Source organism: Streptomyces sp. NPDC127098 (assembly GCF_042722465.1).
Classification (GTDB): Bacteria; Actinomycetota; Actinomycetes; order Streptomycetales; family Streptomycetaceae; genus Streptomyces; species Streptomyces millisiae.
Genome location: NZ_JBHXFJ010000032.1, coordinates 35,065 through 61,409 on the forward strand (window position 1 = coordinate 35,065; position 26,345 = coordinate 61,409).

A 26,345-nucleotide genomic window follows, 5' to 3' on the forward strand; every position below is an offset into this window, starting at 1 on the left:
GTCTGACGGCCGGCGGCGCCCGGGGGCTTCCGCCCCCGTGACACCCGTCAGACGTCGCCGCCGGCCAGCGCGGCCCGCAGCCGTTCCGTCGCGCCCGTCATGTGGTCGGCCATGGCCTGCCGCGCCGCGGCCCCGTCGCCTCGTTCGATGGCCTCGAAGATCGGGACGTGGTCGTCGTAGGCGACCCGGCGGCTGCGCGTCGGTACGGTGCGGTGGATCCAGCCGCGCTGGATCATGGCCCGGATTCCCCTGAGCATGTCGCGCAGCACCACGTTGCCGCAGACGTCGGCGATGGCGGCGTGGAACGCGGTGTCGGCCTCCGCGAACTCCGCGTCGGGCGCGTCCCGCATGGCGGCGAGCCGCTCCCGCAGCAGCTCGACGCCGGCCTCGTCGCGTTCGGTGGCGGCCAGTCCGGCCACCACCACCTCCAGCTCGGCCCGCGCCCGCAGCAGGTCCTCCGCGCCGCGCTCGCCCAGCACCAACCCGAGCTCGAACAGCCGGTACAGCACGTCGGAGTCCGGCCCGCGGAAGTACGTCCCGCTGCTCTGCCGGATCTCCACAAGACCCAGGAAGCCGAGTGACTTGATGGCCTCCCGCACCGTCGGCCGGTTGACGCCGAGCAGTTCGGTCAACTGCCGCTCGGACGGGATGCGCTCCCCCGGCTGGACCTCGCCGGACATCAGGTAGTCGATCAGGCGCCGCGACACCTCGGAGGCCAGCGGCTCGCGCGGCTCCATCCTGATCTTCGACAGCTCGGTACCCATGCGCCGATCCTACCGGGATCGGACAACCGGTAAACCGGTCTCCCCGGGCGGGAGTCAGCCGACGGCCTTGCGCACCACGTACGGCAGGATGCCGCCGTGCCGCAGGTACGCCACCTCCTGCCGGGAGTGGAGCCGCAGCCGGAGCGGGATCCGCGTCTCGCCGCCGCCCCGTGGCCGACGCACCCGCAGCACGACGGGGTTGGTGCCGGGCACCGGCTCGTCGAGGCCGAGCAGGTCGAACTCCTCCTCGCCGGTGAGCCGGTACCGGCCGGCGCCGTCGCCCGGCTCGAACTCGATCGGCAGCACGCCCATGCCGATCAGGTTGGACCGGTGGATCCGCTCGAAGCTCTCCGCGATCACCGCCCGCACGCCGAGCAGCGCCTGCGCCTTGGCCGCCCAGTCCCGGCTCGACCCGGCGCCGTAGTTCCGCCCGGCGAACAGCAGCAGCGGCACGCCGGCCGCCCGGTAGCCGGCGGCCGCCTCGTACACCGGCAGGACCGCGCCGCCGTCGACGGTGCGGGCGTGCCCGCCCCGGCCCCGTTCGCCCTCCGGCAGCAGGAGGTTGGCGACGGCCGCGTTGGTGAACGCGCCGCGCAGCATCACCTCGTGGTTGCTGCGACGGGTGGCGTACTGGTTGAGGTCGCGCGGCGCCGTGCCCCGCTCGGCCAACCAGCGGCCGGCCGCGCTGTCCCGGGGGATGGCGCCGGCCGGCGATATGTGGTCGGTGGTGACGTCGTCGCCGAGCCGCAGCAGCGCCCGCGCCGACGTGACGACGGGCGGCCCGGCCGCTTCGCGGGCCAGGCCGGTGAGGTAGGGCGGCCGGCGCAGGTAGGTGGAGTCGGGGTCCCAGGCGTGGCGGACGCCGTCCCGGCCGGAGAGCCGCCGCCAGTGCTCGGTGCCGTCCCGCAGCCGCTCGGTGTTCTCCCGGAACATCTCGGGCCGCACGGACGCCGCCACCACCTCGGCGACCTCCTCGTCGCTGGGCCAGACGTCGGCCAGGAACACCGGCCGGCCGTGCGCGTCGTGGCCCAGTGGCTCGCCGGTCAGGTCCCGCAGGACGCTGCCGGCCAGCGCGTAGGCCACCACCAGCGGCGGCGAGGCCAGGTAGGAGTAGGAGACGCGCGGGTTGACCCGGCCGGCGAAGTTGCGGTTGCCGGACAGCACGGCCACCGGCTCGTGCCCGGCGTCCGCCAGCTCCGCCATCCGGGGTTCGAGGGGCCCCGAGTTGCCGATGCAGGTCATGCAGCCGAACCCCGCCAGGTGGAACCCGACGCTCTCCAGCGCCGCCAGCAGGCCGGCGTCGGCGAGGTACCGCTCGACCACCCGGGACCCGGGCGACAGCGAGGTCTTCACCCACGGCCTGGGCCGCAGCCCGGCCTCGGCGGCCCGCCTGGCCAGCAGCCCGGCCTGGATCATCAGCGCCGGGTTGGCGGTGTTGGTGCAGCTGGTGATCGACGCGATGGCCACCGGCCCGGCCGGCACCGGCTCCCCGTACACCGGGTCGCTGTGCGCCGTCGTCGCCGCCGCCCGGTCGCCGGCCGCCGTGTGGAAGGAGGCCGGCACGGACGAGAGCGGCACCCGCTGGTGGGGCAGTGCGGGTCCGGCCAGGCTCGGCTCGACGGAGCCCAGGTCCAGGTCGATGACGGCGTCGAACCGCGGCTCGGGCGCGCCCGGCAGCCGCTTCAGGCCCTGCGCGGTGAGGTAGGCGTCGACCAGCTCGCGGTGCCCGGCGTCGCGACCGCTCAGCCGCAGATAGCGCGCGGTCTCGTCGTCGTAGGGGAAGAACACGCAGGTCGCGCCGTACTCCGGGGCCATGTTGGCGACCGCGGCACGCTCCGCCCAGCCGAGGGTGTCCACGCCGTCCCCGGTGAACTCCACGAAGCGGTCCACGACGCCGGTGGCGCGCAGCAGTTCGGTGAGCGTGAGCGCCAGGTCGGTCGCGCCGACGCCGGGGGCGAGCCTGCCGGTCAGCTGCACCCCCACCACCTCGGGGAAGGGGATGGCCACCGGCTCCCCGACCATGGCGGCCTGCCCCTCCAGGCCACCGACGCCCCAGCCCACCACGCCGAGCGCGTTGATCATCGGGGTGTGGCTGTCCGTGGCCACCAGCAGGTCGGGGTGGAGCAGCGGCGGGCCGCCGTCGGCCGCCTCCGTCGTCCACACGACCCGGGCCAGCGACTCCATGTTGACCTGGTGGATGATCCCGGTGCCGGGCGGCACCACCCGGAAGCCGGTCAGCGCCCGCTCGGCCCAGCGGATGAACGCGTACCGCTCGTGGTTGCGCCGGAAGTCGACCCGCAGGTTGCGCTCCAGCGCGCCGGCGTGGCCGTACTCCTCGACGACCACCGAGTGGTCGACGACCAGGTCCACCGGCACGGCCGGCCGCAACCCGGCCGGGTCGCCGCCCAGTTCGGCCACGCTGTCCCGCATGGCGGCGAAGTCGGCCAGCGCCGGCAGGCAGGTGGTGTCGTGCAGCATCACCCGGTTGGGCAGCACCGGCACCTCGCACGGCGGCCCCTCGCCCCTGATCCGCGCCCGCACCGCGGCCAGCGCCTCGGGCGAGCGCCGGGCCACGTTCTCCAGCAGGATCCGCACCGCGTACGGCACGGCCGCCAACTCCGCGGGCGGCAGCAGCCGGTCGAGCGGCACGTAGCGGTACGCGCGCCCGCTGATGCGCAGGGCGGCGGTGGACGGCGGGGCTGGCACGGCACTCATGGCCCGATTGTACGAGCACGCGCATTCGTACAACAACTGCCCGCGCGAGAGCCCCTGCCCCGGCCGCTTTCCCGGCCTACCCGTCGATCTTGCGCCGCCGCACCCGGTCCAGGTGGTCCCGGAGGAAGTCGGCCGCCTCGGCCAGCCGTCCCCGCTCGACCAGGTCGAGCAGCGCGAGATGCTCCCTGGCCTGCTCGACGAGGCGCGCCACGTCGCCCTGGAGGCGGTACTCGATCAGCCGCCGCAGCCGGTTCTGCCGGCGGACCGCGTCCAGCAGGAAGGTGTTGCCCGAGCCACCGACCAGCGTCTCGTGGAACGCCGCGTTGGTCTCGAACAGCTCGGCCGGCGTCAACGCGCCGGCGCCGCCCGCCGCCAGCGCCTCCTGGCGCGCCCGGTGCGCCGCCAACTCCCCGGCGTCCACCGCGAACCCGGGCTCCAGCAGCGCGGCCGGCTCGACGATCATCCGGAACCGGTAGCTCTGGTCGTGCGCCCCCGCCGTGGTCAGCACCGGCTCGAACACCCAGCCCCGGGCCGGGCGGCGCCTGACCAGCCCCTCCCCCTCCATGCGGGACAGCAGCCGCTGCCCCTGCCGCGGGTTGAGCCCGTACCGGCGCTCCAGGTCGGACGCCGTGAACTCGCCGCCGAACGCGCCGCCCAGGTGGTCCCTGGCGAGCGCCAGGTACGCCGCCTCCACCGCGTCCCCCGCGTCCTCGCCCGCGATCCGCGTCAACTCAGCGCCGGACCGCCGCAGGAAGAACCCCCGGTTCGCCTCCCGCACCAGCACCCCGCGCTCGGCCAGCGCCGCCATCGCCCGCCGCGCGGGCGTCCGCGAGACGCCGAGCCGCTCGGCCACCCACTCCTCGGTGAGGTGCTCGCCCTCGCCGACCCCCGCGTCCCGGAGCACGGCGGCCAGCCGGGCCGCGAGAGGCGCTGACTTGGTCACGGAAAACCTCGGTGCTGGCGTACGACGACGGGTCCTGACGGGCGGCGGCCCATTCTGGCACGCCGCCCCCGGGCGGACGCGGTCAGCGCGGGGCGGTCAGGTCGCCGCGGAAGGTACGCCGGTAGGCGAGCGGCGAGATGCCGATCGCGGCGTGCAGATGCTCGCGCAGCGAGGTGCCGCTGGCGAAGCCGACCCGGGCCGCGACGTCGTCCACCGGCAGGTCGGTGGACTCCAGCAGGTCCCGGGCACGGTCCACCCGCTGTCGGATCAGCCAGCGGCCCGGGCTCGTCCCGACCTCCTCGTTGAAGCGCCGCACGAAGGTGCGCGGACTCATCCGCGCGTGCCCCGCCAGGTCCGCCAACGTCAGCGGCTCGTGCAGGTTCTCCAGGGCCCACCGGCGGGTGGGCGCCGTGCCGTTGGCGACCGGCTCGGGGACCGGCCGCTCGATGAACTGGGCCTGGCCGCCCTCCCGCCACGGCGGCGCGACGCAGATCCGGGCCGCGCGGTTGGCGACGGCGGTGCCGTGGTCCCGACGCACCAGGTACAGGCAGACGTCCACCCCGGAGGCGGCGCCGGCCGACGTGAGCACGTCCCCGTCGTCGACGAACAGCACGTCGGGGTCCAGGCGCACCCTCGGGTACCAGGCGCGGAAGAGGTCCGCGAGCGCCCAGTGCGTGGTGGCCGGGCGGCCGTCGAGCAACCCGGCGCCGGCCAGCACGAAGGCGCCCGTGCATATGGACACGATCCGCGTCCCCGGCGGCCGGCTCGCCAACGCGTCCCGGACTCCGGCGGGCGGCTCCCGGGTGAGTCTCGCGGTGTCGAAGGGCGGCAGCAGGACGGTGTCGGCCGTCCGCAACGCCTCGGGGCCGTGCGGCGGTGAGACGGAGAAGTCCGCGTTGGTGCGGACAGGACCGCCGTCGATCGAGCAGGTCAGGACCTCGTAGCGGCCACCGGCCGCGTCGAAGACCCGGCTGGGGATGCCGAGTTCGAACGGGTACACCCCGTCCAGGGCGAGCACCACGACCCGGTGCGGAGTTCCCATGGCATGATCCCGTCGAAAGATGGCATTCATGCCATGGTACGGCGGTCGCCGGCGTACCAGGCTGGTCCCATGACGAACACGACCGCCACCATGCGAGCCATCAGCCAGGACACCGTGGGCAGCCCCGAGGTGCTCAGGGAGGTCGAGCTGCCCAGGCCGAAGCCGGGCCCCAGCGAGCTCCTGGTCGCCGTCCGGGCCGCCGGGCTCAACCCCACCGACTGGAAGCACCGTTCGGGCCGCGGCTTCGTCGACCGCCTCCCGCGCGTCCTGGGCTGGGACGTCTCCGGGGTGGTCGAGGCCGTCGGCTACGGCGTGACCCTCTTCAAGCCGGGCGACGAGGTCTTCGGGATGCTGCCCTACCCGTACGGGGTCGGGGCGCACGCCGAGTACGTCACAGGGCCGGCCCGCGCCTTCGCGCACAAGCCGGCCGCCGTCGACCACGTCCAGGCCGGCGCGCTGCCGCTGGCCGCGCTCACCACGTACCAGGCCATCGTCGACACGGCCGACGTGACCGCGGGGCAGCGGGTCCTGATCCACGCGGCGGCCGGCGGCGTCGGCCACCTCGCCGTCCAGATCGCCAAGGCGCGCGGCGCCCACGTGATCGGGACCGCGAGCGGCCCCAAGCACGAATTCCTGCGCGCCCTCGGCGCCGACGAGACGATCGACTACCGCACCACCGACTTCCGGGAGGCCACCGGGGACGTCGACATGGTCCTCGACACGGTCTCCGGCGACACCCGCACCCGCTCCCTCGACGTCCTGCGCCCCGGCGGCGTCCTCGTCTCCCTGCTGCCGAGCCCCGACCCCGAGGCGGAGGCCACGAAGGCCGCGGAGCGGAACGTGCGGGTGGAGACGCTCCTCGTCGAGGCCGACCACGCCGGCATGACCGCCATCGCCGACCTCGTGGACTCCGGCGCCCTGCGAGCCCACGTCGAGGCCACGTTCCCCCTCGCCGAGGCCGCGAAGGCCCACGCGCTGGGCGAGACCAACCGCACCACCGGCAAGCTCGTCCTCACGGTCGACGGCTAGGGCCCGTCCTCCGACGGTGCGCGGCCCGGCCCTACCGGCCGCTCGGGCGGCTGGGCCAGCTCTGTCTGGGGCGTTCCTCCGCCGGGCAGGCGGTGGCGCTCAGGGTGGTGTCGGAACAGCCCGCGCGCCGCGTTCGGCGTCGGCCGGGCCGAGCGACGCGGCGCTGGGCGACGCGGACTACCTCTCCCCTGAGCAGTTGCTCAGCGAGCCGGAGACCGCGGCTCGGCGCGGTGCTCCACGTCGCGGCGGTGGGCCGGATCAGGAGCCGGAGCGGGCTTCCGGTGCTCCGCCGCCGAGGCCGCCGCCCCACCCCACGCGCCCGTGGTTCGCCCGCCGCCTCCCGGGCCCTCGGCGGCGAAGCCGGCGGCCGGCGGCGACCCGAGTGGCGTCGACAGCCTCTTGCCGCTGCGGGTCGCCGGGGGGCCATATGCCTGCGACCGCGTGGTGACACCGGTGTCGGCGAGAGACGGTCACGGCCGCTGTTCGTCGACCCAGCCGCGCTCGACTGCCCACTCGTCCGTGATGTCCTCCGCGGCCGGCAGCGTGAGGAGCGAGACGGCGGACAGGACGACGACGAGCCCGGTCGAAACGGCCCAAGCGCGAGGACGGGTTTCCGGCCGCCCCGTCCTGTCCTGGCCGGCGTCGGCGGGGCGGTCCCGGCGGAGCCGGGTCGCCTGGAGTCGACGGTCGGCCGGCCTCAGTGTCCACGACGCGACGGCGAGCGCCAGGAACATCAGCGGCGGCCCCCACGACTCAGGACCATCGCCAAGTGCCAGATGTGACACGACGGCACCTCCCCAAAGGAAAAGGACACCCGCGTACGCCCATTCCTTGATCAGCTGGAACCCGGGAACGGCGATCGCGACGGCCGCACCGAACTGACACACGCCCAGAACGTAGGCGAAGTAGTCCGGGTATCTGAGGTGGTCCAACTGGGCTTCGACCCAGTCGATCGTCAGAAGGTTCCACGCCGTTCCGGCGATCAACTCGAAGACGATGACGACGGTGGTGAACCAGAAGGCCATGGGGCGGATCCGGTTCCCGTCGGCTTGTCCTGCGGTGGCCGGCTTCTCGCCGGTCACGCGCGGCCGGCTGTTGGTCGTTTGAGTTCGCATCGTGGTCTCCTTGCCGAACTGGTTGCTGGTTTGAGAGCGGAGTCGGTTTCAGGTGGCCGTCCGCTCAGCAGGTCACCCACAGTGAGTGCACGCGTGGTGCGGTGACGAAGACCGCGGGAGGCCGACTCCCGCTACCGGCCGATCCGGCGTGGCACCGTCAGCGTGAGGAGCTTGTCCGGGTTGCGGATGACGTAGATGTTGGTGATCTCGTCGTTGGTGATCTCGATCAGGAACACGCCCCCCAGGTGGTCACCGCGGTAGGCGACCAGCGCGGGCGCGTTGTTGCAGTTCACCATCTCGGTCCGCAGGCCCGGTACGGCTCGTCCCTTGTGGAAGAGGTTCGCGAGGTGCGCCGCCACCAGCTCCGCACCCACCACCGGCTGGCGTGCCGCGGGGGTTTTGCCGCCGCCGTCGGCTGTGAGGGTGGCGTCCTTCGCGAGCAGCGCGAGCAGCCCTTGCATGTCACCCGTGGTGGCCGCGGTCATGAACTGATCGGTGATCCGTGCGGTCGTCGCGGTGTCGGCGGGTTCGAAGCGCCTGCGCCGCGCCTGCACGTGCTTGCGGGCACGGTGCGCCGCCTGCCGTACCGTCGCCACGGGTTTGCCCACCGCGGCGGCGATGTCGCTGTGGGAGAAGCCGAACACCTCGTACAGCACGAACACCACGCGCTCGTCGGGTGTGAGAGTTTCAAGCACCACCAGCATCGCCATGGACACGGACTCGGCCAGCACCACGTCGGCCGCCGCGTCGTTCTCGTCGAGCAGCACGGGCTCGGGCAGCCACGGACCGACGTAGTCCTCGCGCCGACGCGCGCTCGCCCGCAACGCGTTGAGAGCCTGGCGGGTCACCAGCCGCGCCAGATACGACTTGGTGTCTCGCACCGTCGCGAGGTCCACCTCGGCCCACCGCAGATAGCTGTCCTGCAGCACGTTGTCGGACTCCGTCGCCGAGCCGAGCATCTCGTAGGCGATCGTGAACCGCAGTGGCCGCAGCAGGGTGAACCGCTCGGCGTGCTCGTCGGTGGTCATGGCGACGTGACTCCCCGCGGTGCGGTAGCCGGCCGCTCGTGACGGGGGCCGCTGGTGTGGACGTTCACCGGGTCGTCGTCCCTGCCGGCGAGTTGGCGGGCGGCGCTGTGCGTGGCACTGTCGACGACCAGCCGGACCTCCTCGCCGAGCAGCGTGCCGTAGTCGACCTTGTTGCTTGGTGGACTGTGTTCCGTCATGCCTCCAAGACACCGAGGCCGGCCGAAACGTGACACCGATCGGTGTGACACGAGGCACATCACCCCGAAGACCGGCGCTGCGGGCCCTGGTGGAGGACGACCGGTGACGATCGCCTGCGGCTGTGAGGCTCTGGGTAGGCTGAGCCCCCGTTCACACCGTTTGGGGAGTCATGACGAGTAGGTTCACCGAGTTGGTTGTCGACTGCCACGATCCGGAACGCCTCGCGGCCTTCTGGTGCGCGGTCCTGGACTTCAGGGTGATCGACCGGAGCGAGGGCAAGGTCGAGATCGGCTCGTGGGAGCCGACCGTGGAGGAGGTCCGGGCCCGCCAGATGCCGCCCACCCTGGTGTTCATCCGGGTGCCGGAGGGCAAGGCCGTGAAGAACCGGCTCCACCTCGACGTCAGCCCGATCGACGGCAGCACCGAGGACGAGGTGAGCAGGCTGCTCGACCTCGGCGCGACCCGGGTGGACGTGGGCCGGCACCCCGGCCAGACGTGGGTCGTCATGGCCGACCCCGAGGGCAACGAGTTCGACGTCCTACGCTCCCTGGCGCCGGCCGATGTCCTGGAACCGACCGTCTAGTAGTCCATGACCACGACGGCGTAAACGACCGCGACGCCCGGCGATGGCGACCAGCGCGCAGCCGATCCCTCCCAGCCGAACCGCGTCGCCCGGTCGGCTCGCCGCAGGGCGTCGCGGTACTCGCGGTCGTCGTCCCGGTCGGGGCCAGTCACGGCCGGGCGTTCAGCCCTTCACGGCCGCGACGAAGGCTGCCCACGCGCCCGCCGAAACCACAAGCGCGGGACCGGCCACGGCCTTGCTGTCCCGCACCGGCACGACGCCGGACAGACCGTCGGCGACCTCGACGCAGTTGTTGTCTCCCCCATTGCTGTAGCTGGACTTACGCCAGGTGACACCGCTCAGATCGGGGCTGGGGAATCGCATCGTCAACCCTTCACGGCCGCGACAAAGGCCGCCCACGCGCCCGCCGAAACCACAAGCGCGGGACCGGCCACGGCCTTGCTGTCCCGCACGGGCACCACGCCCGGCAGGCCATCGGCAACCTCGACGCAGTTGTTGGCTCCCCCGTTGCTGTAGCTGGACTTGCGCCAGGTGAGGCCACTCAGATCAAGCCGGGGGGATCGCATCGTCTCTAGCCATCCTTCATCAGGTCGCGGACGAACTCCAAGGAGTCCTTCGGGGATAGTGCGAGTGCGCTTACCTCATCGTAGGAGAGTCTGTACTGTTCCACCTCCGCCGGTTCCTCGATCATCTCCCCGGAACTGCTGCCCTCCGAGTAGACGGCACAGGTGCCGTCCGGGAGCCACATGATGGTCAGGGAACCGCCCAGGAGGTAGTGCAACCCCGTCTCGAACGGAAGCACCTGAATCGTCACGTTCGGCAGCTCGGCGTCGTCGAGCAGGCGCTGCAACTGCCGCTTCCAAGCGTCCCGGTCCTTCAACGGCCGGCTGAAGACAGCCTCGTCGAGCACCACCCGTAGATGCGGGGCCGAATTGTCACGGCGCAGTATCCGCTGTCGGTTCAAGCGCAGGACCAGTTGCTCCTCAAAGCCATCCTCCTCGTCCGCGCGGTGCGGCATTGACCACAGCTGCTCCCTCGCGTACTCCTCGGTCTGCAGCAGCCCGGGAATGGTCTGCGGCACATACACCTGGAGGACCCGCGCCAAGTTCTCCAGCGCCATGTATCGCTGATACCGCCCGAGATACGTGTCGTCCTTGGCCAGCGACCACAGGTTCTGGAGACTCCGCCGCGTCCCGTAGACCTCGTCGAGCCGCTTGGCCGTGTCCAGATCGCCGAGCCGCTCCCCACGCTCCAACTTGCCGAGATACGACCGGTCGTACGTCGTCGCCTCCGACAGGTCCCCGAGGGACATGCCGGACTCCTCGCGGAGTTGCAGCAACTCCTCCATGTACTTCCGCCGGGCCGGTGCCACCTGCTCCGGCTCGGACTTGCGTGACGCCATCGGCCGCCACCCCTTCCCGAATGTGCGTTTGTGGCCGGTCTGAGAGGCCACAGCTCCGCTCTGGCCAGCGGCCTACCCACGCGGCAAACCTTGTAGTCACGCGACTACAGAGAGAACACATGTCCATGCAGCCCCAACCGCCCGCCCCGCCGGTCCGTTGCCCCCACCCCGGTTCCCTCCGGGACATGAAGCAGTCCCCCGAGGGCCTGCGTTGCCCCGCCTGCGACGCGCTGATCTACGGCCGGACGGTCGTCAGGTGAACGTCCCCAAGGCCGAATGGGCCACCGAACTCCCCTTTCCTCCGGGCACGCTGGTGGAGGACGCGCACGGCCGCCGAGGGCGACTGATGGCGTGCCTGATCGAGCGCGACCGCACCACCGACCGGATCGCCCGCCAGACCGCGTTCCTCCGCCCCATCGGCGGCGGCCACGAGTGGCAGGCGTCGCTCGACGAACTCAGGGCCGTCGGCTGACCGGTTGAACCTCTCATGATCGACGCCGCATCCGACGCCGGCATCCAGAACCGCAGTTGGGGGAGGACATCCTTCACTGGGTGTCCGAGAACTGGGACACCATCGTCCCGAGCCCTCAGCCCGAGGCTGAAAAAGGCTCAGTGGCGCACCGTTCGGGATGGGAAGATCACGCGGTGGAAGTCCTCCACCGACCCATCCCAGATCATCCGGGAGTTCGGGGAGAAGGCCACGGACTGAGCCGGCCCGCGGGTGAGCTGTCCGCCAACTCTTTCAGGAGGCTGTGTTGTCAGGTGCGCACGCGCCGGTGGCCGTCGTCACCGGGGCCAACCGGGGCATTGGGCTGGAGGTCGTCCGCCAGTTGGCGGAGCGCGGCTTCACGGCCGTGCTGGGCTCGCGTGACGCGGTGAAGGGCGAGGCCGCCGCCATGTCGTTGGCCGAGGCCGGGCTGAGCGTGGTCACCCACCAACTCGACGTGGCCGACAGTGAGTCCGTCACCGCGTTCGCACAGTGGCTGACTGCCGAGTACGGGCGCTGCGACGTGCTGGTCAACAACGCCGCGATCCTCTACGACACGTGGCAACGGCCGGCCAGCGCCGATCTGGACGTGGTGCGCCAGGCACTGGAGACCAACACCCTCGGCGCCTGGCGCACGGCACAGGCCCTGGTGCCCCTGCTGCGCCGCAGCCCGCACCCGCGCGTCGTCAACGTCTCCAGCGGTGGGGGTTCGCTGGCCGGCATGGGCGCCGGTACGCCGGCGTACTCGGTGTCCAAGGCCGCGCTGAACGCCGCGACCCGCCTGCTGGCGGCCGACCTCAAGGGCGACCGGATCCTGGTCAACGCCGTCTGCCCGGGCTGGGTGGCCACCGACATGGGGGGTCCCGGGGGGCGGCCGGTGAGCGAGGGCGCCCGCAGCGTCCTGTGGGCCGTGGAACTGCCCGACAACGGGCCCACCGGCGGCTTCTACCGCGACGGGCGACCGCTGGACTGGTAGCGCGCGCCACGGTCGCACGCTCGGCCCGGGCCGGCGGGGTGCGGCGGCACAACGACGGCCCCTGGTTCAGCTACCGCGTGGAGCACGATGGTTCTGTCAGTCGAGCCGACCGAGCGCCGCGCGCTGCGCCGGGCTCAGCCGGTCCGGTCGCGTAGTGAGGGTGTACGCGCCGTCCGCGCCGACCCGCAGGGTCAGCGGGTCAGCGATGGCCGGTCGACGCCGGATGGCGTCGAGCGCGGCGGTGACCCGGTCGGCGGGCCAGTCGAGCGCGCCGGCCAGCGCGCTGACGGTGAGCGGTCGGCCGGCGTGCACGAGCGCGGCGAGCACGGTGAGCGCGTCGTGCGCGCCGGCCTCGGCGAGGCCGCTGCCGCCCATCTGTTCGCTGAGCCTGGTGAAGAACTCGCCCATCGCGCCGAGTCGGGCGCCGGCGGGCGAGTCGGCGCCGAAGATCTCGACGCCCCGCCGCGCCGCGTCCGCGACGTGGCCGTGTGCGCCGGTGTCGGTCCCCCACGCCCGGAGCCAGACGTCCTCGTCGATCACGTACCGGTCGCGGCGGGTGCCGGGGTCCGGTTGGCGACCGACCAGGTCCATGGCTTCGAGGGAGCCGATGGACTTGGACACCGACGCCGGGCTGACCCGTAGCCGGCGGACCAGGTCGGCGGCCGTCAGGCCGTCTTCGTCAGCGGTGAGCAGACAGACGAACACCCGGGCCGTCATCCGGGGCATGCCCGTCGCGGCCAGCACGGTGGCGAACTGGTCGACGAAGACGCGCACCGCCTCGGCCGGCCGCTGGTCGGTCGTCGGCTCGACCGGTCGCGCCGACCCGCTTCGGCGCGCTCGGTGATCGGCGGCCCGCTGCGCGCGGGCGGCCCGGTAGTCACCGGGTGTCCCGTTGCGCGCGACCTCGCGGCTGATCGTGGAGGTCGGCCGGCCGAGGTGCCGTCCGATCTCGGCGTAGCCGAGCCCGTCGGCCAGCCACGCCGCGATCCGCTGACGGTCCTCGTGGGTCAGCCTGCCGCCGGGCACCGGCACCCCCTCCCTCCTTGTCTTCATCGACAGTACATTGCAACGGGCCATCTGAGGTAATTGCATTTCGCCGCAGGCTTGTTGCAACGATTCCGGAGCTGACCTGGCACTTTGTGGCGCCGGAGTTGACTCGGCAAAAAACGCAACTTAGCTTTTCCGCGAATCGAAAGAGAGGAAGCCGCCATGCACGTGCTGGCCATATCGACCGTCTCGGACCAGGACAAGTTCTGGAGCGGCCTGAAGAAGGCCCATGCCAAACTCCCCAGGGGCACCGCCTGGAAGGTGGCGGTCGCGAGCAGGGACGGGGCGAGGGCGGTGAACATCATCACCGGCGACTCCATCGACGCCGTCCGGGACTTCTTCGAGGCGCACGCCGGCGCCCACGCCACGACGGAGTACGTCGAGGCGGACGCCGCCAACGCGGTCGGTCTCCCGCGATGAGGCTCGACGTGCCGAGGGCACGCGCCCGGGTCGCCGAACTCCTCGCCCGGTACGGCATCCCGAGCGCCGCGATCGGGCTGCTCCACGAGGGAGAGCTCGCCGAGTTCGCGGTCGGCGTCCGGGACGTGCGGACGGGTGAGCCGGCGACGACGGACACCGTCTACCAGTGCGGATCGATGACCAAGACCTGGACCGCGCTGGCCATCATGCAGCTCGTCGACGAGGGGGGTGTCGACCTGGACGAGCCGGTGCGGACCTACCTGCCCGGCTTCACCGTCGCCGACCCCGAGGCAGCCGCCACCGTCACCCCTCGTCACCTGCTGCACCACACCAACGGCATCGAGGAGACCTACGGCGATCCCGGCGAAGACGACGACGTCCTCCGACGCATGGTCGAGAACATCGCCGACGCGCCCCAGGTCTTCCCGGTCGGCCACACCCACGGTTACAGCGCGGCGCTGGGCTACGCGATCCTCGGGCGGATCCTGGAAGTCCGCGACGGCAAGCGCTGGGACGACGTCATGCGGGACCGCCTCTTCGCACCGATGGGACTCACCAGCACCCACAGCCGGCACGAGCAGGTGGACCCGGCCCGGGCCGCGACCGGGCACCTGCTCCGCTCCCTGGCGGAGGGCCCCGTCGTCACGCCGGTGGACCACCTGCCACGCGCCTTCGGCGCCGGCGGCACCATCACCTCGACGACCCGGGACGTGCTCGCCCTGGCACACGTCCTCCTCAACGAGGGCGTGGCGCCGAACGGGAACCGGATCGTGTCGGCCGAAAGCGTCCGGGAGATGACGCGGTCGCGGGTACCCGTCCCGGATCCGTACCTGTTCGGGCCCGCATGGGCGCTCGGGCTCATCGTGTGCGACTGGCACGGCCAGACCGTCTACGCGAGCGACGGCAGCACCATCGGCCAGAACGCCCGGCTACGGCTGCTGCCGGACTCGCACACCGCCCTCACGATGCTGACCAACGGTGGACCGCGAGAGAGCTTCTACCACGCGGTGTTCAACGAGATCCTCACCGACCTCGGCACGGCCACCATCCCCGCCCCACCCGCCCCGGACCCGACACTGAACCTCGACCCGGCCCGGTACGAAGGCGTCTACGAGCGCCCCGGCACCCGCTACGAGGTGTCGGCCGAAGGAAGAAAGCTGTACCTGACCCTGGTCCTCGACCCCACGCAGGCGCAGCTCGTCCAGCAACCCGACCGCGTCAGGTACGAACTGCTCCCGGTGAGCGAGACGCACTTCCTGGTGCCGCCGACACATGCCCTGGAGGACGTCCAGACGGTCGCGATCCACGACTTCACGGACGGGCCCGCGCGGTACCTGCACACCAACTGCCGGGTGCACCCGCGGACGGCCTCGCCGCACCACGTCCGCGCCTAGGGAATGAGCGGTTCGGGTTGGAGTGCGGGGCCGAGCAGCAGGCCCCCGTCCAGGACGAATTCCGAGCCCGTGGCGAAAGACGCGTCCTGGGAGGTGATGAAGAGCAACAGGCGGGTGATCTCAGCGGGTTCGGCGAGGCGGGGGATGGCGAAGGGATCGGGCGAGTAGACGTCGGCGATGGCCGGCTGACCCGCGACGGTGGGTTCGTTGATCAGCGGTGTGGAGACGACGCCGGGGTGGATGGAGTTGACCCGGATGTTGTCCCGCCCCAGTTCCAGCGCGGCCGTCCTGGTCAGCCCGCGCACGGCCCACTTGCTGGCGGTGTAGGGGGCGTAGAAGGCCGTGCCGACGTGGGCCATGGTCGAGGCGATGTTGACGATGGTTCCGCCACCGCCCCTGCGCATCGACGGAGCCACGGCCCTGATGCCGAGGAACTGGCCGGTGACGTTGACGCTGAAGGTGCGCTCCCAGGCGCTGAGTTCGGTGTGCTCGACAAGGGCCGCCGGGTTCTGGACGCCCGCGTTGTTCACCAGGACGGTGATCGGCCCGAAGTGGCCTTCGACGTCTCGCACCACCGCCGCCCAGTCGTCCTCGCTGGCGACATCCAGGTGAACGGACAGCGCCCGATGACCGAGCTGAGCGGCGAGATCGCGGCCGGCGTCGTCGTCGCGGCCGGCGATGACGACGTTCGCCCCCTCGGCGTGGTAGCCCCGCACATGGCTGCTGCCCATGCCCCCACTGCCGCCCGTGACGATGACGGTCCGGCCCTCGAAGCGTCCCATGGTGCGTCCTTCCAGGCTTACGCTAATGGTGAGCCGAGTGGCTCACCTCTTGCCTCAAGGTAAGAGCGGAACCAGAGGTGAGTCAAGTGACTCACCTCGCAGCCAGGGGCATACTGAGGGCATGACGGCACAGCCTTCGGAATACCACCGGCGCGTGGCAGCGCAGAAGCGGACGTCCATCATCGAGGCGGCCACCAGGCTGTTCCTCGACTCCGGCTACGACGGCACCTCGCTGGCCCGCATCGCCGAGACGGCCGGAGTGTCGAGGGCGACGCTGTTCAAGCAGTTCGCCACCAAGGCGGCCCTGTTCGAGGCGATCGTCACCGAATACTGGAAGGTCGACGAGGAGGAGGCTCCCCTCCCCGAGCCGGGGGACCTCCGTGCCGGGCTCGAGGCCATCGGACGCCGATACGTGGCGCTTCTCACCCAGCCCGGCATGGCTGCCCTCTTCCGCATCGTCATCGCCGAGGTACCGCGCTTCCCCGAGCTCGGCGAGACCCAGTTCAAGCTCGGCAAGATGCCCTACTTCGAATCGGTCCGCCGCTACCTGGCGGCGGAGAACGCCGCTGGTACAGCCCGCCTTGACGATGCGGAGATGGCGGCGACCCAGTTCCTCGGGATGATCTCCAACTACGTGTTCTGGCCGCGGATGCTGCTCGCCCGCTGGGAGCCCGACGACTCCGCCATCACCCACGCGGTCGACCAGGCGGTGCTGACCATGCTCGCCCGATACGGCGCACCGGGGACCCACGGAGCCTGAGACACCACCGAAGCCACCACCGCGCGTTCAGCGCTCGTGCCCGTTCGCGGCGAGCGCCGCGCGCAGGACCGCGCGCAGCTCGGTCGGTCGTTCGCGCCACGGGTGGTGGCCGGCGTCGCGCAGCGCGTGGAGCCGGCCGTGTGGCAGGGCGTCGGCGAGCGCGGCCGCGGCGGTGATCGGGCGTGGGTCGCCGGTGCCGTGGACGACGGCCATCGGGGCGGTGACGCGGCGGCAGCCGTCGCGCACGGCTTCCGCCGGCCACGCGTCCGTCTCCGCCGCCAGCCGGCGGTTGGCCGTCCAGTTGACGCGGTGGGGCGCGGCGGCGTCCTCGGCGGCCCATTCCCAGGCCCGCTCGCGGTCGGCGTGGTCGGTGAACCACGCCAGGGTCCGGAACTCCCGTTCCCGCTCGGCGGCGGCGCGCACTTCCTGCGGAACCTGGAGACGTCGTTCGTGCTGGACGGCACGGCGTTCCCCGGTCGGGTCAGGCGCCGCCCCCGGCGAGGAACTCCGCCAGCTCCGCGCTCGTCGGGGCCGTGGCCGGGCCGCTGCGGGTGACGGCGTAGGCGGCCGCCGCGTTGGCGGTGCGGGCGGCGGCGGCCGGGGTCTCGCCCTGGGCGAGGCGGGCGAGGAAGGCTCCGACGTGCGCGTCGCCGGCGCCGTTGGTGTCGACGGCGTGGACGGGGAAGCCCGGCACATGCCGGGGTTCGGCGCCCGGCAGGGCGAGCCAGCAGCCGGCGCCGCCGGCGCGGAGCACGGCCCCGGCGCCCGGCGCGAGCCGGGCGCGGAGGGCCGCCGCCGCGGCGGCGGGGTCCTCGTGGCCGGTCATCAGCCGCGCCTCGCGGGCGTTGGCGCTGATCCAGTCGGCGCGGGCGAGCACCGGGTCGAGGACGGCCGGCGGGATGTCGGCGACCAGCGACGCCGGGTCGAGGCAGAGGGTGACGCCGGCCGGCAGCCCGGTCGCGAGCCGGGCGAGCAGCGGCCCGACGGCCGGCAAGGCCAGTGCGTAGCCGGAGAGTTGGACCAGGTCACCGGGGCGGATCTCGGCGGCGACGGCCGCCACCTCCGGCTCGGCGAGCCGCGCCTCGACGCCGAAGCTGGTGACGAAGGTGCGTTCGCCGCCGCCGTCGACCAGGGCCACGGTGAACCCGGTGTCGCCGTCGATGCGGACCGGCAGGAGGTTCTCGACGCCCTCGGCGGCCAGCGCCGCGCGCACCAGGTCGCCGTGGGGTCCGGTGCCGTGCGGCCCGGCGAAGACGGCGGCGGTGCCGAGCCGGCGGGCGGCGACGAGGGTGTTGAAGCCGCCGCCCACGGTGAGTTCGGTGCGCGAGCCGACGACGTCGCCGCCGCGCTCCGGCAGCGCCGGGATCTCGATGACGAGGTCGGCGATGACGTTCCCGACCAGGACCAGGCGGCGGCTCATCGGCCGGCTCCCTGGAGGGCGGGCGCCGGGGTGGCCTCGGCGTCGGGCCCGGCGGCCCGGCCGGCCAGCGCGTAGACGGCGGCACCGGTGGCCATCGCGATCGCCCAGCCGAGGCCGTTGGTGCCGGCCCAGGTGTCGGCGAACGGGCCGGCGAACCACACGTCGGTGCTGGTGGCCGCCTCGGTGAAGAGCAGCCCGGCCACGATGGCGGCGGCCCAGCCCAGGACGGCGGGCAGCCGGAAGCCGCCCGTGTACCAGTAGCGGCTGCCGCCGGTGGTGTCCATCAGCGCCTCCGGGTCGTAGGCGCGGCCGCGCAGCGAGTCGACGGCGACCACGCCGATCCACGCCGAGATGGGGACGGCGAGGAGGGTGAGGAAGGTGGAGAACGGGCCGTAGAAGTCGTCCGCGATCAGCATCAGGTAGATGCCGCCGGCGAACATCAGCACCACGTCGAGGGCGACCGCCCACACCCGGGACACCCGCAGGCCGAGGGTGATCATGGTCAGGCCCGCGGAGTAGGTGGACAGGTGGTTGGACATCAGCAGCCCGCCGAACGCCGCGACGAGGTAGGGGATGGCCATCCAGGACGGCAGCATCTCGTTGATGGCGGCGACCGGGTCGGAGGAGGTGGCGAGCGTGTCGTCGCCGGCCGTCAGCAGGGAGCCGAGCGAGATCAGCAGGAGCAGCGGGATGCCGGCGCCGAACGCGGAGGCCACGACCAGCCGGCTGCCGGGGATCTCCTTCGGCAGGTAACGGGCGTAGTCCGCGCCCGCGTTGGCCCAGCCGATGCCGGTGCCGGCGGCGACGAAGCCGATGCCCGCTATCACGCCGCTGGTGGCGCCGGCCGGCGCGTCCAGGACGCGGCTCCAGTCGACCGTCGCGACCAGGAAGCCCATCACGATCAGGTTGAGGACGCCGAAGACGACGGTGGCCCACTTGTTGATCCACATGATGGTGGCGTGCCCGAGGCCGCTGATCAGCAGCGTGCAGGCGATGAAGACCAGCAGGCAGAGCAGCGTGAGCACGGTGTCGCGGTCCAGGCCGAACGCGATGTCGAGCATGGCGAGCAGGGCGTAGGCCGCGGTGGTGGTGGAGATGATCTCCCAGCCGATCCGGCTCAGCCAGCTGACCAGCGTCGGGCCCGCGTTGCCGCGCTGCCCGAAGACGGCCCGGGAGAGGGTGAGCGCCGGGGCGCCGCCCTTCTTGCCCGCCAGGCTGAGCGCGCCGACCAGCGCGAAGGAGCCGAAGGAGCCGACGAGGGCGACGAGTACCGCCTGCCAGATGTTGAGCCCCCGGAAGGCGACCAGGGTGGCGCCGAGCGGAAGGCCGAGGATGCTGATGTTGGCGGCGAACCAGGTCCAGAACATCTGTCCCGCGTGGCCGTGCCGTTCGTGGTCGGGGACCGGCTCGATGCCGCGGGTTTCAACGGCGCCGACGCGATCGTTCGTCTTCGAAACGCTCATCTTCGGTGCCTCCTTCGGTGGTGCGATGGGACGGGGGTGGTGGGCGGCGGGTCGGCGGCGCGTCAGCGCAGGGCGATCAGCCGGGCGGTCAGGGGTTCGAGGTCGAGGGAGTTGACGTCGCGCAGGGTGCGCACGGCGTCGGTGGGCAGGGCGGAGAGTCCGGCGACGGAGCCGGCGATCGCGCCGGCGACGGCGCCGATGGTGTCGGTGTCGCCGCCGAGGTTGGCGGCGAGCACGGCGGCGCGCCACGGGTCGCCTTCGGCCAGGGCGAGGACGGCGAACGCCGCGGGGACGGACTCCTGGGTGGCGACGCTGGTGCCCACCAGGGTGGAGATCAGCTCCAAGGACCGCTCCTCGGACTGCCCGCCGACCAGCTGCCAGGCCCACTCGATGCGGGCCGCGACGTCGGCGCCGGCGATCCAGTGCCCGCGCCTGGCCCCGGCCCGGGCGGCGGCGACGGCGGCGCGCACCGCCTCGTCGAGGGTGCCGCCGGCGACGCCGGTGCTGACGGCGGCGGCGACGGCCGCCGCGCCCGCGATCCCGATCGTCGTGTCGTGGGTGACCTGGCAGGACTCCACGACCCGGTCGAGGAACGGTTCGAGCGGCTCGGCGGGGAAGGCGACGCCGACCGGGGTGACGCGCATGGCGGCCCCGTTGGTGGTGCCGAACCTGCCGGCCTCCGCCGGCGGCACGCCACGGGCGACGGCGTCCAGGGCCGCCTTGGTGGAGGGGCCGAGCAGGTCGAGCGACCCCTTGGCCTTCATCTCCTTCTCCCAGTCGAGGAGTTCCCGGGCCAGGCGCAGCGGGTCGATCCGGCCGAGCCCCTCGACGAGGAGCCGGCCGACGAGCACGGCCTGTTCGGTGTCGTCGGTGACGGAGCCGGCCGCCATGCCCGCGCTGATCGGGTTGTCGGGCGCGGAGTCGCGGAAGCCGGAGATCGTGCCGTACACGCGGCGGACCTGCTCCCGCGACATCGACTGGGTCGGCATGCCGAGCGCGTCACCGAGGGCGAGTCCGTAGGAGGCGCCGAGCGCGCGGTCGAGTTGGGACGGGGCGGTCACCGGGGATCTCCTTCGTGGGAACGTATCCGCAGCTGGAACCTGGCGGGGTCGAGGAGGCTGGTGATCCGCTCGACGACCGAGCCGTCGGCGGCGCGGTTGACCTTGGCCAGTTGGAGGAAGGGCTCGCCGGGCGAGCGGTGCAGCACGGCCGCCTCCCCGGCGTCGATCGCCCGGACCGACACCAGGCCCTCGCCCGAGGCGGTGATCCGGCCGGCGGCGACGAGCGCCGTGTTGAGCGAGCCGTCCGCCAGGCCGCGCCGGGGCAGCTCGGCGAGGTCCCCGGTGGCCGGGACGCGGCTGCGCTCCAGCGAGACGCCCTGCCCGTCGGGGAGCCGCCTGACCCGGTCGAGCGCGACGAAGACGTCCGAGTCGACGCCGAGCTCGGCGGCCAGCGCCGGGTCGGCGACCGTCTCGAACCGGTGGATCTCGGTGGTCAGCCGCACGCCCTGCTCGGCCAGCGCCTGGGTCCAGCCGCGCCGCCCGTCCAGGGGCGTACCGTCGAAGGTGACGAACGAGCCGATGCCGGCGTGAGTGGAGATCAGCCCCTCGTCGCCGAGGACCTTCAGGGCCTGCCGCAGCGTGGTCCTGCTGACCCCGAACCGCTCCCTGAGCGCGTGCTCCCCCGGCAGCCTGCTGCCGTCGGAGTGGACCCCGGCGCGGATCTCGTCGGCGAGGACGCGCGCGATGCGCTGATGCTTGTGTACCTGTCCAGGCATGTCTAGAACATAGCCACGGGCATCCCGTCCGGTCCATAGCCACCGGCAAGATTCTTCCGACCGCCCCCCGGGCCGGCCCGCTCAGCGCAGCGCGCGCTCCAGGCCGTCGCGGTGGGCGGAGACCCAGTGGTACGCCGCCCGCACCTCCTCGACGACCCCGCTGTCGCGCAGCCGGACCATCGCGGGGTCGCCCGCCTCGGCCTGGGCCTCGATGCCGCGCCAGCACCGGTCCTGCCACCACAGCACCGTCGCCACCAGATCCCCGCGGTCCGCCAGGCCGTAGCCGTCGGCGACCAGCCGCAGCCGCCGGCTCGCCTCCGCGACGTCGGCCACCGAGGGGCCGAGGCCGAGGTACTGCCAGCAGACGTGGGCGACGTCGTGGACCCGGGCGCCCGGCGCCGCGAGGTCCCAGTCGATGAAGGCCACCGGCCGCAGCGCGCCGTCGACCGGCCGGTAGACGGTGTTCTTCGGCGACAGGTCGTTGTGGCACACGACCTCCCAGGACCCGGCGAGCGCGGTGCCCGCCGTCAGGTCGTGGAACTCGCGCACCAGCCGCGCGACGGCCAGCAGGCTCTCGTCAGAGGAGACGGCGGCGGGCTGGCGCGGCTCCCAGGCGACATGCCCCTCGAGGTAGCCGAGTACCTCACGGCCCCCCTCGTCCACGCCGAGGTGGCGCGGGGCGCCCGCCCAGCCGCCGGCTTCGAACAGCCGCAGCAGCTCACGGACGAACGCCGCCCGGGCGGACGCGGGGCGGCGCACGGTGTCCCCGACGCGGACGACGTCGTTGACGAAACCCCCGGGCAGCGACGACTCGTTCATGCCCCCAGTCTGCCGGGACCGGGCACGCGTCGGGGGTGTGGTGGGCGCGCCCGGCCCCGGTGCCTCAGTTACCGATGTCGGGCCGGGGTCCCGCGCCCTGGCCGACGACGGTGGGGACCTGGCTGGCGGGGTCGAGGGTGTAGGAGTAGAAGTCGCGGGGGTTGAAGGTGGTGCCGCCGGCCTCCTGGCGGCCGGTGGTGCCGGTCAGGATGGAGCCGGTCTGGGTGAGGGTGGCGGTGGAGTCCCGGTAGTAGGGGTCCTTGACGTTCTGGAAGTAGCCGTTCTCGATGACCATCCGGGTCTGGCCGCGGGAGTAGTTGCCGTAACCGGTGATGTTCTGCATGTAGTTGTTGTAGAGGTGCGCGTAGGCGACGTTGTCGGTGCTGGGGTTGCGCGAGTTGGTGTTGCGGATCCAGTTGTGGTGGATCGTGATGCGCGCGGTGACGTTCTCCGTCCAGCCGATCCCGAAGGACTTGTTGCCCTCGTTGAGGATGTTCCAGGAGACGGTGAGGTTGGTGGTGTCGCGGCGGCTGTCGATGAGGCCGTCGTTCATCCGCTCGATGCGGTTGTGGTCGATCCACACGCGGTTGGCGCCGTCCATCTGGATGCCGTCGTAGTCGTAGGCGTCGTCACCGGGGTCGTCGTCGGGCATCCGGGTGTCGCGGATGGTGAGGTTGCGGATGATGACGTTGGAGACCCCGTTGAGGAAGAAGCCGCCGTTCACGATGTGGCCTGAGGTCCCGACCCCGACGATCGTCTTGTTCGAGGTCACCCGGATCTCGTGACCGAACGGCGTGACGGTGATCGGCGCCGCCACCCGGATCACGTAGGGGGTGGACGCGGTGGCGTAGCGGTTGAGGTCCGCGAAGTTCGTCACGGTCACCGTCGGGCCGGCCGCGCCGCCCGTGGTGCCGCCGGATGTCGAGGCGAAGCCGTCAGGCGTGTTCGGCCAGGCGGCGACGCCGGGCCCGGCCGCCGGCGCGGCGTCGCCGGCCCGCGCCGCGGGGACCCCGAGCAGCGAGCCGCACAGGGCGGCCACGAGCGCGACGAGCAGCGCCCGGCGTCGCGTCACGGTTGTCTTGGGCATGGACACTCTCCAGTTGTCGTGGGGGGCCGACAGGCCATGGGAGCGTTTCCATTCACGGTCACCGCCCTGCTCCGGCCGACCGAAAATATCGGCGGCCGAATCGGTAGTGAGCGGCGTCGAAACCGTAGGAGCATTCCGCAGGGCCGTCAAGCACCCTGGAACCAGGGGAGGTTCGAGGGAGAAGGCTTCGAAATTTTCGAGGTGTCGGGCTAGACTTCCCGGCCATGTCGAGCACCGCAGCGGGCGACCCCCGCGCCGAGCCGCTGACCAGCGCCGAGATCGCCGAGCGGGCGGGCGTCTCCGTCTCGACGGTCTCCAAGGTGATCAACGGCCGGTCGGACGTCGCCCCCGACACCCGCGCCAGGGTCGAGGACGTCATCCGCCGCCACGGCCACCTGCGGCAGAAGCGGCGCGCTGGGGGCCCCGCGCCACTGCTCGAACTCGTCTTCCGGCAGACCCGCGACGCGTACGCGATAGAGGTCATCAACGGGGTCCAGCGGGTGGCACGCGAGCACCGGCTGGCCGTGGTGCTGTCCGAACTCCAGGGCCGGCACACCCCGGACCAGGGCTGGGTCGAGCAGGTCCTGGCACGCCGGCCGACCGGCGTCATCTCGGTGTTCGCCGTGTTGACCGACGCGCAGAGCGGTCAACTCCGCAGCCGTGGCATCCCGTTCGTCCTCGTCGACCCGGGCGGGGAGCCCGCGCACGCCTCCCCCTCGGTCGGCGCCACCAACTGGGGCGGCGGCCTGTCGGCCACCCGGCACCTGCTCGGGATCGGCCACCGGCGCGTCGCCGTCATCACCGGGCCCGACCACTCCATGGCCAGCCGAGCCCGGCTGGACGGCTACCGCACCGCGCTCGACACCGCCGGCATCGCGGCCGATCCGGCGCTGGTCAGGACCGGGGACTTCACGACCGAGGGCGGCCTCGCGCACGCCAGGGCACTGCTGCGGCTGCCGGAACCGCCCACCGCCGTGTTCGCCTGCAACGACGCCCAGGCGCTCGGCGTCTACCTCGCGGCCGCCGAGGCGGGGCTGCGCATCCCGGACGAGCTGAGCGTGGTCGGCTTCGACGACCTGCCGCCGGCCCAGTGGACCGTGCCGCCGCTGACCACGGTCCGCCAGCCGCTGACCGAGATGGCCGCGACCGCCGCGACCATGGTGCTCACTCTGGCGGGGGGCCGGGTGCCGGCCCAGCCCCGGGTCGAGCTGGCCACCGAACTGGTCGTGCGGGCCTCCACCGCGCCACCGGGCGGCTGACGCCGCACGACGGCCGCGGGAACAACCGCCGCACGCCCGGCGCTTTCCGCCGCGTCCGGGCGTAGGGTCTGCTGCGCCCCCCGTCGGGCCCCGCCTTCGTCCTCCCCGCAGCGGGGCCCGACCATCGCTTCAGTCGTGCCGCGTGCCGGGCTCCGGCGCGTTCGGGTCGGCAGCCGGCTCCGCCGCCGAGTCGGCCGCCGGCTCCGCCGCCGCGCGGCGGGCGCGGCGGGCGCGGACCACGCCCAGGGCCGTGGCCGCCGCGGCGGCCAGGGCGATGCCCGTCTCCGGGACGGCGCCCAGCCGGGTGGCGAGGGTGGTGTCGGTGCGCAGCGGCACGGTGGCGGTGAGCACCTCGCGGGTCCAGGGGCCGGTGGCCGCGGTGACCGAGCCGTCGGGGGCGATGACGGCGCTGATGCCGGTGGTCGAGGCGTGCAGGACGGAGCGGTCGTGTTCGACGGCCCGGAGCCGGGACATGGCCAGCTGCTGTTCGGGTTCCGCGAGGTTGTCGTCGCGCATGTAGGTGGCGTTGTTGGTGGGCACGGCGATCAGGTTGGCGCCGGTGCGCACGGCCTCGCGGACCTGGCCGTCGTAGGCGACCTCGTAGCAGATGGACGAGGCCAGCCGGACGGGCCCGACGTCCAGGCGCACCGGCCCTTCGCCGGGGGCGAAGTCGCGCGGGATGAGCTGGAGGTCGCCGAAGCCGCCGAGGAGGCCGCGGGCGGGGATGTACTCGCCGAAGGGCACGAGGTGCTGCTTGGTGTAGTAGGGCCCGGGGCCGGTCTCCGGGTCCCACAGCAGGCTGGCGTTGCGGATGCGGTCGCCCGGGCCGTCCAGGATGGCGCCGACCACGATGGGCGCGCCGACCTCGGCGGCCGCCTGCGAGATGGGACCGCGCAGCGTCGGGTCCTCGCGCGGGTCGCGGTCGGTGGCGTTCTCCGGCCACAGCACCAGGTCGGGCTGGGGTGCCCGGCCGGCCTGGATGTCGGCGGCCAGCTCGCGGGTGGCGGCGACGTGGTTCTCGGCGACCTGCCGGACCCTGGCCTGCTCCTCCAGGGTGCGCCCGCGCGGCACGTTGCCCTGCACGACGGCGACCGTGGCCTGCTCGTCCCCGCTCCTGGCGGCGGCCGGCAGGAACGCGGCGCCGGCGGCGCAGCCGGCGAGCGCGGCCAGCAGGCCGGTCGCGGCGACGGCGCGGCCGCGCCGGGTCGCGGAGGGGGCCGCGGGCGGGAGCGTGGTGAGGACGGCGGCCAGGCAGGCGGCGGCGAGCGCGACGACCGCGCTGACGGCCGGGGCGCCGCCGATCGCGGCCCACCCGAGGGTGGGGGCGTCGGCCTGGCTGAAGGCGAGCCGCCCCCAGGGGAAGCCGCCGAGCGGCACGCGGGACCTGAGGGCCTCGACCGCCACCCACCAGGCGGCCGCCCACAGCGGCCAGGCCGGCAGTCGGGTCAGCACGGGCACCGCGCAGCTGAGCCCGCCGAGCAGCAGGGCCTGGATGACGGTGAGGGCCGCCCAGGGCAGTGGGCCGAGGTTGGTCAGCCACACCAGGTGGGGGCCGAAGAACGCCAGCCCGAACACGGTGCCGAGGGCGAAGGCCGCTCGGGCCCGGCGCCGCCGGAGGACCACCAGCAGCAGCGCGGGCCCGACCGCGGCCAGCGGCCACCAGCCGAGGGGCGGGAACGCCGCCGCCAGGAGGAGTCCGCCGGCGGCCGCGGTGGCGCCCGCCGTGAGGGTGCTCCGGTCGAGGCGCCGGCGGCGGCCGGTGGGCTCCGCCCCGGGTGCGCCGGTGGTCCGGGTTGGTTGGTCAGTCGTGGTCACAGGTGCAGTCTTCTCCGCGG

At 73.0% G+C, this 26,345-nt stretch carries 29 protein-coding genes; 8 read left to right on the top strand and 21 right to left on the bottom strand.

Annotated elements, in window-relative coordinates; translation table 11 throughout:
* Positions 1–47: 47 nt before the first annotated feature.
* The 4 genes from ACFWI8_RS20710 to ACFWI8_RS20725 all read right to left on the bottom strand — a co-directional run bounded on the left by ACFWI8_RS20710 (position 48) and on the right by ACFWI8_RS20725 (position 5,464).
* Complete coding sequence (locus ACFWI8_RS20710) at positions 48–764, bottom strand: FadR/GntR family transcriptional regulator (protein WP_387093514.1); 717 nt, start codon at positions 762–764, stop codon at positions 48–50.
* Between the two features lie 54 nt (positions 765–818).
* Positions 819–3,479, bottom strand: a complete 2,661-nt coding sequence (acnA, locus tag ACFWI8_RS20715) for an aconitate hydratase AcnA (RefSeq protein ID WP_387093517.1) — start codon at positions 3,477–3,479, stop codon at positions 819–821.
* Between the two features lie 76 nt (positions 3,480–3,555).
* Positions 3,556–4,422 carry an FCD domain-containing protein gene (locus tag ACFWI8_RS20720; protein WP_387093520.1) on the bottom strand — a complete coding sequence of 289 codons (867 nt, stop codon included), beginning with the start codon at positions 4,420–4,422 and terminating at the stop codon, positions 3,556–3,558.
* A gap of 82 nt (positions 4,423–4,504) precedes the next feature.
* Positions 4,505–5,464 carry a GlxA family transcriptional regulator gene (locus ACFWI8_RS20725; protein WP_387093522.1) on the bottom strand — a complete coding sequence of 320 codons (960 nt, stop codon included), beginning with the start codon at positions 5,462–5,464 and terminating at the stop codon, positions 4,505–4,507.
* A gap of 69 nt (positions 5,465–5,533) precedes the next feature.
* Between ACFWI8_RS20725 and ACFWI8_RS20730 the strand changes: the two genes are divergently transcribed.
* Entirely contained in the window at positions 5,534–6,493 is a 960-nt protein-coding gene (locus ACFWI8_RS20730; RefSeq protein ID WP_387093524.1) for an NADP-dependent oxidoreductase, read from the top strand.
* Positions 6,494–6,963: 470 nt separating this feature from the next.
* On the opposite strand, the gene ACFWI8_RS20735 is transcribed toward ACFWI8_RS20730, so the two are convergent.
* The 3 genes from ACFWI8_RS20735 to ACFWI8_RS20745 all read right to left on the bottom strand — a co-directional run bounded on the left by ACFWI8_RS20735 (position 6,964) and on the right by ACFWI8_RS20745 (position 8,833).
* A complete protein-coding gene (locus ACFWI8_RS20735; protein ID WP_387093527.1) occupies positions 6,964–7,575 on the bottom strand; it encodes a DoxX family protein in 612 nt (203 codons plus the stop codon).
* Between the two features lie 164 nt (positions 7,576–7,739).
* Positions 7,740–8,636, bottom strand: a complete 897-nt coding sequence (gene sigJ / locus ACFWI8_RS20740; protein WP_387093530.1) for an RNA polymerase sigma factor SigJ — start codon at positions 8,634–8,636, stop codon at positions 7,740–7,742.
* Positions 8,633–8,833 (bottom strand): hypothetical protein, encoded by a 201-nt coding sequence (locus tag ACFWI8_RS20745; protein ID WP_387093533.1) that lies wholly within the window; start codon positions 8,831–8,833, stop codon positions 8,633–8,635. The genes sigJ and ACFWI8_RS20745 overlap by 4 nt, the downstream gene beginning before the upstream one ends.
* 170 nt (positions 8,834–9,003) lie before the next feature.
* Between ACFWI8_RS20745 and ACFWI8_RS20750 the strand changes: the two genes are divergently transcribed.
* A complete protein-coding gene (locus ACFWI8_RS20750) occupies positions 9,004–9,417 on the top strand; it encodes a VOC family protein (RefSeq protein WP_387093536.1) in 414 nt (137 codons plus the stop codon).
* Here the strand turns inward: ACFWI8_RS20750 and ACFWI8_RS20755 are convergent.
* From ACFWI8_RS20755 to ACFWI8_RS20770, 4 genes are read right to left on the bottom strand one after another with little or no spacing between them, the layout of a single operon-like run.
* Positions 9,414–9,569 (bottom strand): hypothetical protein, encoded by a 156-nt coding sequence (locus ACFWI8_RS20755; RefSeq protein ID WP_387093539.1) that lies wholly within the window; start codon positions 9,567–9,569, stop codon positions 9,414–9,416. The two genes, ACFWI8_RS20750 and ACFWI8_RS20755, sit on opposite strands and share 4 nt — an antisense overlap.
* Before the next feature lie 10 nt (positions 9,570–9,579).
* Positions 9,580–9,780, bottom strand: a complete 201-nt coding sequence (locus ACFWI8_RS20760; protein ID WP_387093541.1) for a DUF397 domain-containing protein — start codon at positions 9,778–9,780, stop codon at positions 9,580–9,582.
* A 2-nt stretch (positions 9,781–9,782) separates the two neighbouring features.
* Positions 9,783–9,983, bottom strand: coding sequence for a DUF397 domain-containing protein (locus ACFWI8_RS20765; protein WP_387093544.1), 201 nt, complete (start codon positions 9,981–9,983; stop codon positions 9,783–9,785).
* A gap of 5 nt (positions 9,984–9,988) precedes the next feature.
* Positions 9,989–10,819, bottom strand: coding sequence for a helix-turn-helix transcriptional regulator (locus ACFWI8_RS20770; protein WP_387093547.1), 831 nt, complete (start codon positions 10,817–10,819; stop codon positions 9,989–9,991).
* 256 nt (positions 10,820–11,075) lie between these two features.
* Between ACFWI8_RS20770 and ACFWI8_RS20775 the strand changes: the two genes are divergently transcribed.
* Both ACFWI8_RS20775 and ACFWI8_RS20780 read left to right on the top strand, forming a co-directional pair.
* Positions 11,076–11,291 (top strand): hypothetical protein, encoded by a 216-nt coding sequence (locus tag ACFWI8_RS20775; RefSeq protein ID WP_387093549.1) that lies wholly within the window; start codon positions 11,076–11,078, stop codon positions 11,289–11,291.
* A 283-nt stretch (positions 11,292–11,574) separates the two neighbouring features.
* Positions 11,575–12,282, top strand: coding sequence for an SDR family oxidoreductase (locus ACFWI8_RS20780; RefSeq protein WP_387093552.1), 708 nt, complete (start codon positions 11,575–11,577; stop codon positions 12,280–12,282).
* A 96-nt stretch (positions 12,283–12,378) separates the two neighbouring features.
* Here the strand turns inward: ACFWI8_RS20780 and ACFWI8_RS20785 are convergent, their stop codons facing one another.
* On the bottom strand, positions 12,379–13,335 hold the full coding sequence (locus ACFWI8_RS20785) for a helix-turn-helix domain-containing protein (protein WP_387093555.1): 957 nt from the start codon (positions 13,333–13,335) through the stop codon (positions 12,379–12,381).
* A 156-nt stretch (positions 13,336–13,491) separates the two neighbouring features.
* Here ACFWI8_RS20785 and ACFWI8_RS20790 point away from each other — a divergent pair, with 156 nt between their 5' ends.
* Entirely contained in the window at positions 13,492–13,749 is a 258-nt protein-coding gene (locus ACFWI8_RS20790) for a hypothetical protein (protein WP_387093558.1), read from the top strand.
* Between the two features lie 8 nt (positions 13,750–13,757).
* On the top strand, positions 13,758–15,143 hold the full coding sequence (locus ACFWI8_RS20795) for a serine hydrolase domain-containing protein (RefSeq protein WP_387093561.1): 1,386 nt from the start codon (positions 13,758–13,760) through the stop codon (positions 15,141–15,143).
* On the opposite strand, the gene ACFWI8_RS20800 is transcribed toward ACFWI8_RS20795, so the two are convergent.
* Positions 15,140–15,925, bottom strand: a complete 786-nt coding sequence (locus ACFWI8_RS20800; RefSeq protein WP_387093564.1) for an SDR family NAD(P)-dependent oxidoreductase — start codon at positions 15,923–15,925, stop codon at positions 15,140–15,142. The two genes, ACFWI8_RS20795 and ACFWI8_RS20800, sit on opposite strands and share 4 nt — an antisense overlap.
* A 121-nt stretch (positions 15,926–16,046) precedes the next feature.
* Here ACFWI8_RS20800 and ACFWI8_RS20805 point away from each other — a divergent pair, with 121 nt between their 5' ends.
* The gene (locus ACFWI8_RS20805) at positions 16,047–16,685 is read left to right on the top strand and encodes a TetR/AcrR family transcriptional regulator (RefSeq protein WP_387093567.1); all 639 of its coding nucleotides are present in this window, start codon (positions 16,047–16,049) and stop codon (positions 16,683–16,685) included.
* A 27-nt stretch (positions 16,686–16,712) separates the two neighbouring features.
* Here ACFWI8_RS20805 and ACFWI8_RS20810 read toward each other — a convergent pair whose 3' ends face one another.
* The 7 genes from ACFWI8_RS20810 to ACFWI8_RS20840 all read right to left on the bottom strand — a co-directional run bounded on the left by ACFWI8_RS20810 (position 16,713) and on the right by ACFWI8_RS20840 (position 23,251).
* On the bottom strand, positions 16,713–17,108 hold the full coding sequence (locus tag ACFWI8_RS20810) for an alpha/beta fold hydrolase (protein WP_387093569.1): 396 nt from the start codon (positions 17,106–17,108) through the stop codon (positions 16,713–16,715).
* A gap of 58 nt (positions 17,109–17,166) precedes the next feature.
* Positions 17,167–18,105, bottom strand: coding sequence for a PfkB family carbohydrate kinase (locus tag ACFWI8_RS20815; protein WP_387093572.1), 939 nt, complete (start codon positions 18,103–18,105; stop codon positions 17,167–17,169).
* A complete protein-coding gene (locus tag ACFWI8_RS20820) occupies positions 18,102–19,568 on the bottom strand; it encodes a purine-cytosine permease family protein (RefSeq protein ID WP_387093575.1) in 1,467 nt (488 codons plus the stop codon). Before ACFWI8_RS20820 ends, ACFWI8_RS20815 begins: the two co-directional genes overlap by 4 nt.
* A 62-nt stretch (positions 19,569–19,630) precedes the next feature.
* Complete coding sequence (locus ACFWI8_RS20825) at positions 19,631–20,629, bottom strand: ADP-ribosylglycohydrolase family protein (protein WP_387093578.1); 999 nt, start codon at positions 20,627–20,629, stop codon at positions 19,631–19,633.
* Entirely contained in the window at positions 20,626–21,345 is a 720-nt protein-coding gene (locus ACFWI8_RS20830) for a GntR family transcriptional regulator (RefSeq protein WP_387093581.1), read from the bottom strand. Before ACFWI8_RS20830 ends, ACFWI8_RS20825 begins: the two co-directional genes overlap by 4 nt.
* 81 nt (positions 21,346–21,426) lie before the next feature.
* On the bottom strand, positions 21,427–22,164 hold the full coding sequence (locus ACFWI8_RS20835) for a phosphotransferase (protein WP_387093584.1): 738 nt from the start codon (positions 22,162–22,164) through the stop codon (positions 21,427–21,429).
* Positions 22,165–22,228: 64 nt separating this feature from the next.
* Positions 22,229–23,251 carry a polysaccharide lyase family 1 protein gene (locus ACFWI8_RS20840; protein ID WP_387093587.1) on the bottom strand — a complete coding sequence of 341 codons (1,023 nt, stop codon included), beginning with the start codon at positions 23,249–23,251 and terminating at the stop codon, positions 22,229–22,231.
* A 224-nt stretch (positions 23,252–23,475) separates the two neighbouring features.
* On the opposite strand from ACFWI8_RS20840, the gene ACFWI8_RS20845 reads away from it, so the two are divergent.
* The gene (locus ACFWI8_RS20845; protein ID WP_387093590.1) at positions 23,476–24,510 is read left to right on the top strand and encodes a LacI family DNA-binding transcriptional regulator; all 1,035 of its coding nucleotides are present in this window, start codon (positions 23,476–23,478) and stop codon (positions 24,508–24,510) included.
* A 129-nt stretch (positions 24,511–24,639) separates the two neighbouring features.
* Here ACFWI8_RS20845 and lnt read toward each other — a convergent pair whose 3' ends face one another.
* Positions 24,640–26,325: an apolipoprotein N-acyltransferase gene (gene lnt, locus ACFWI8_RS20850; protein WP_387093593.1), complete on the bottom strand. Its 1,686-nt coding sequence runs from the start codon at positions 26,323–26,325 to the stop codon at positions 24,640–24,642.
* Between the last annotated feature and the right edge of the window lie 20 nt (positions 26,326–26,345).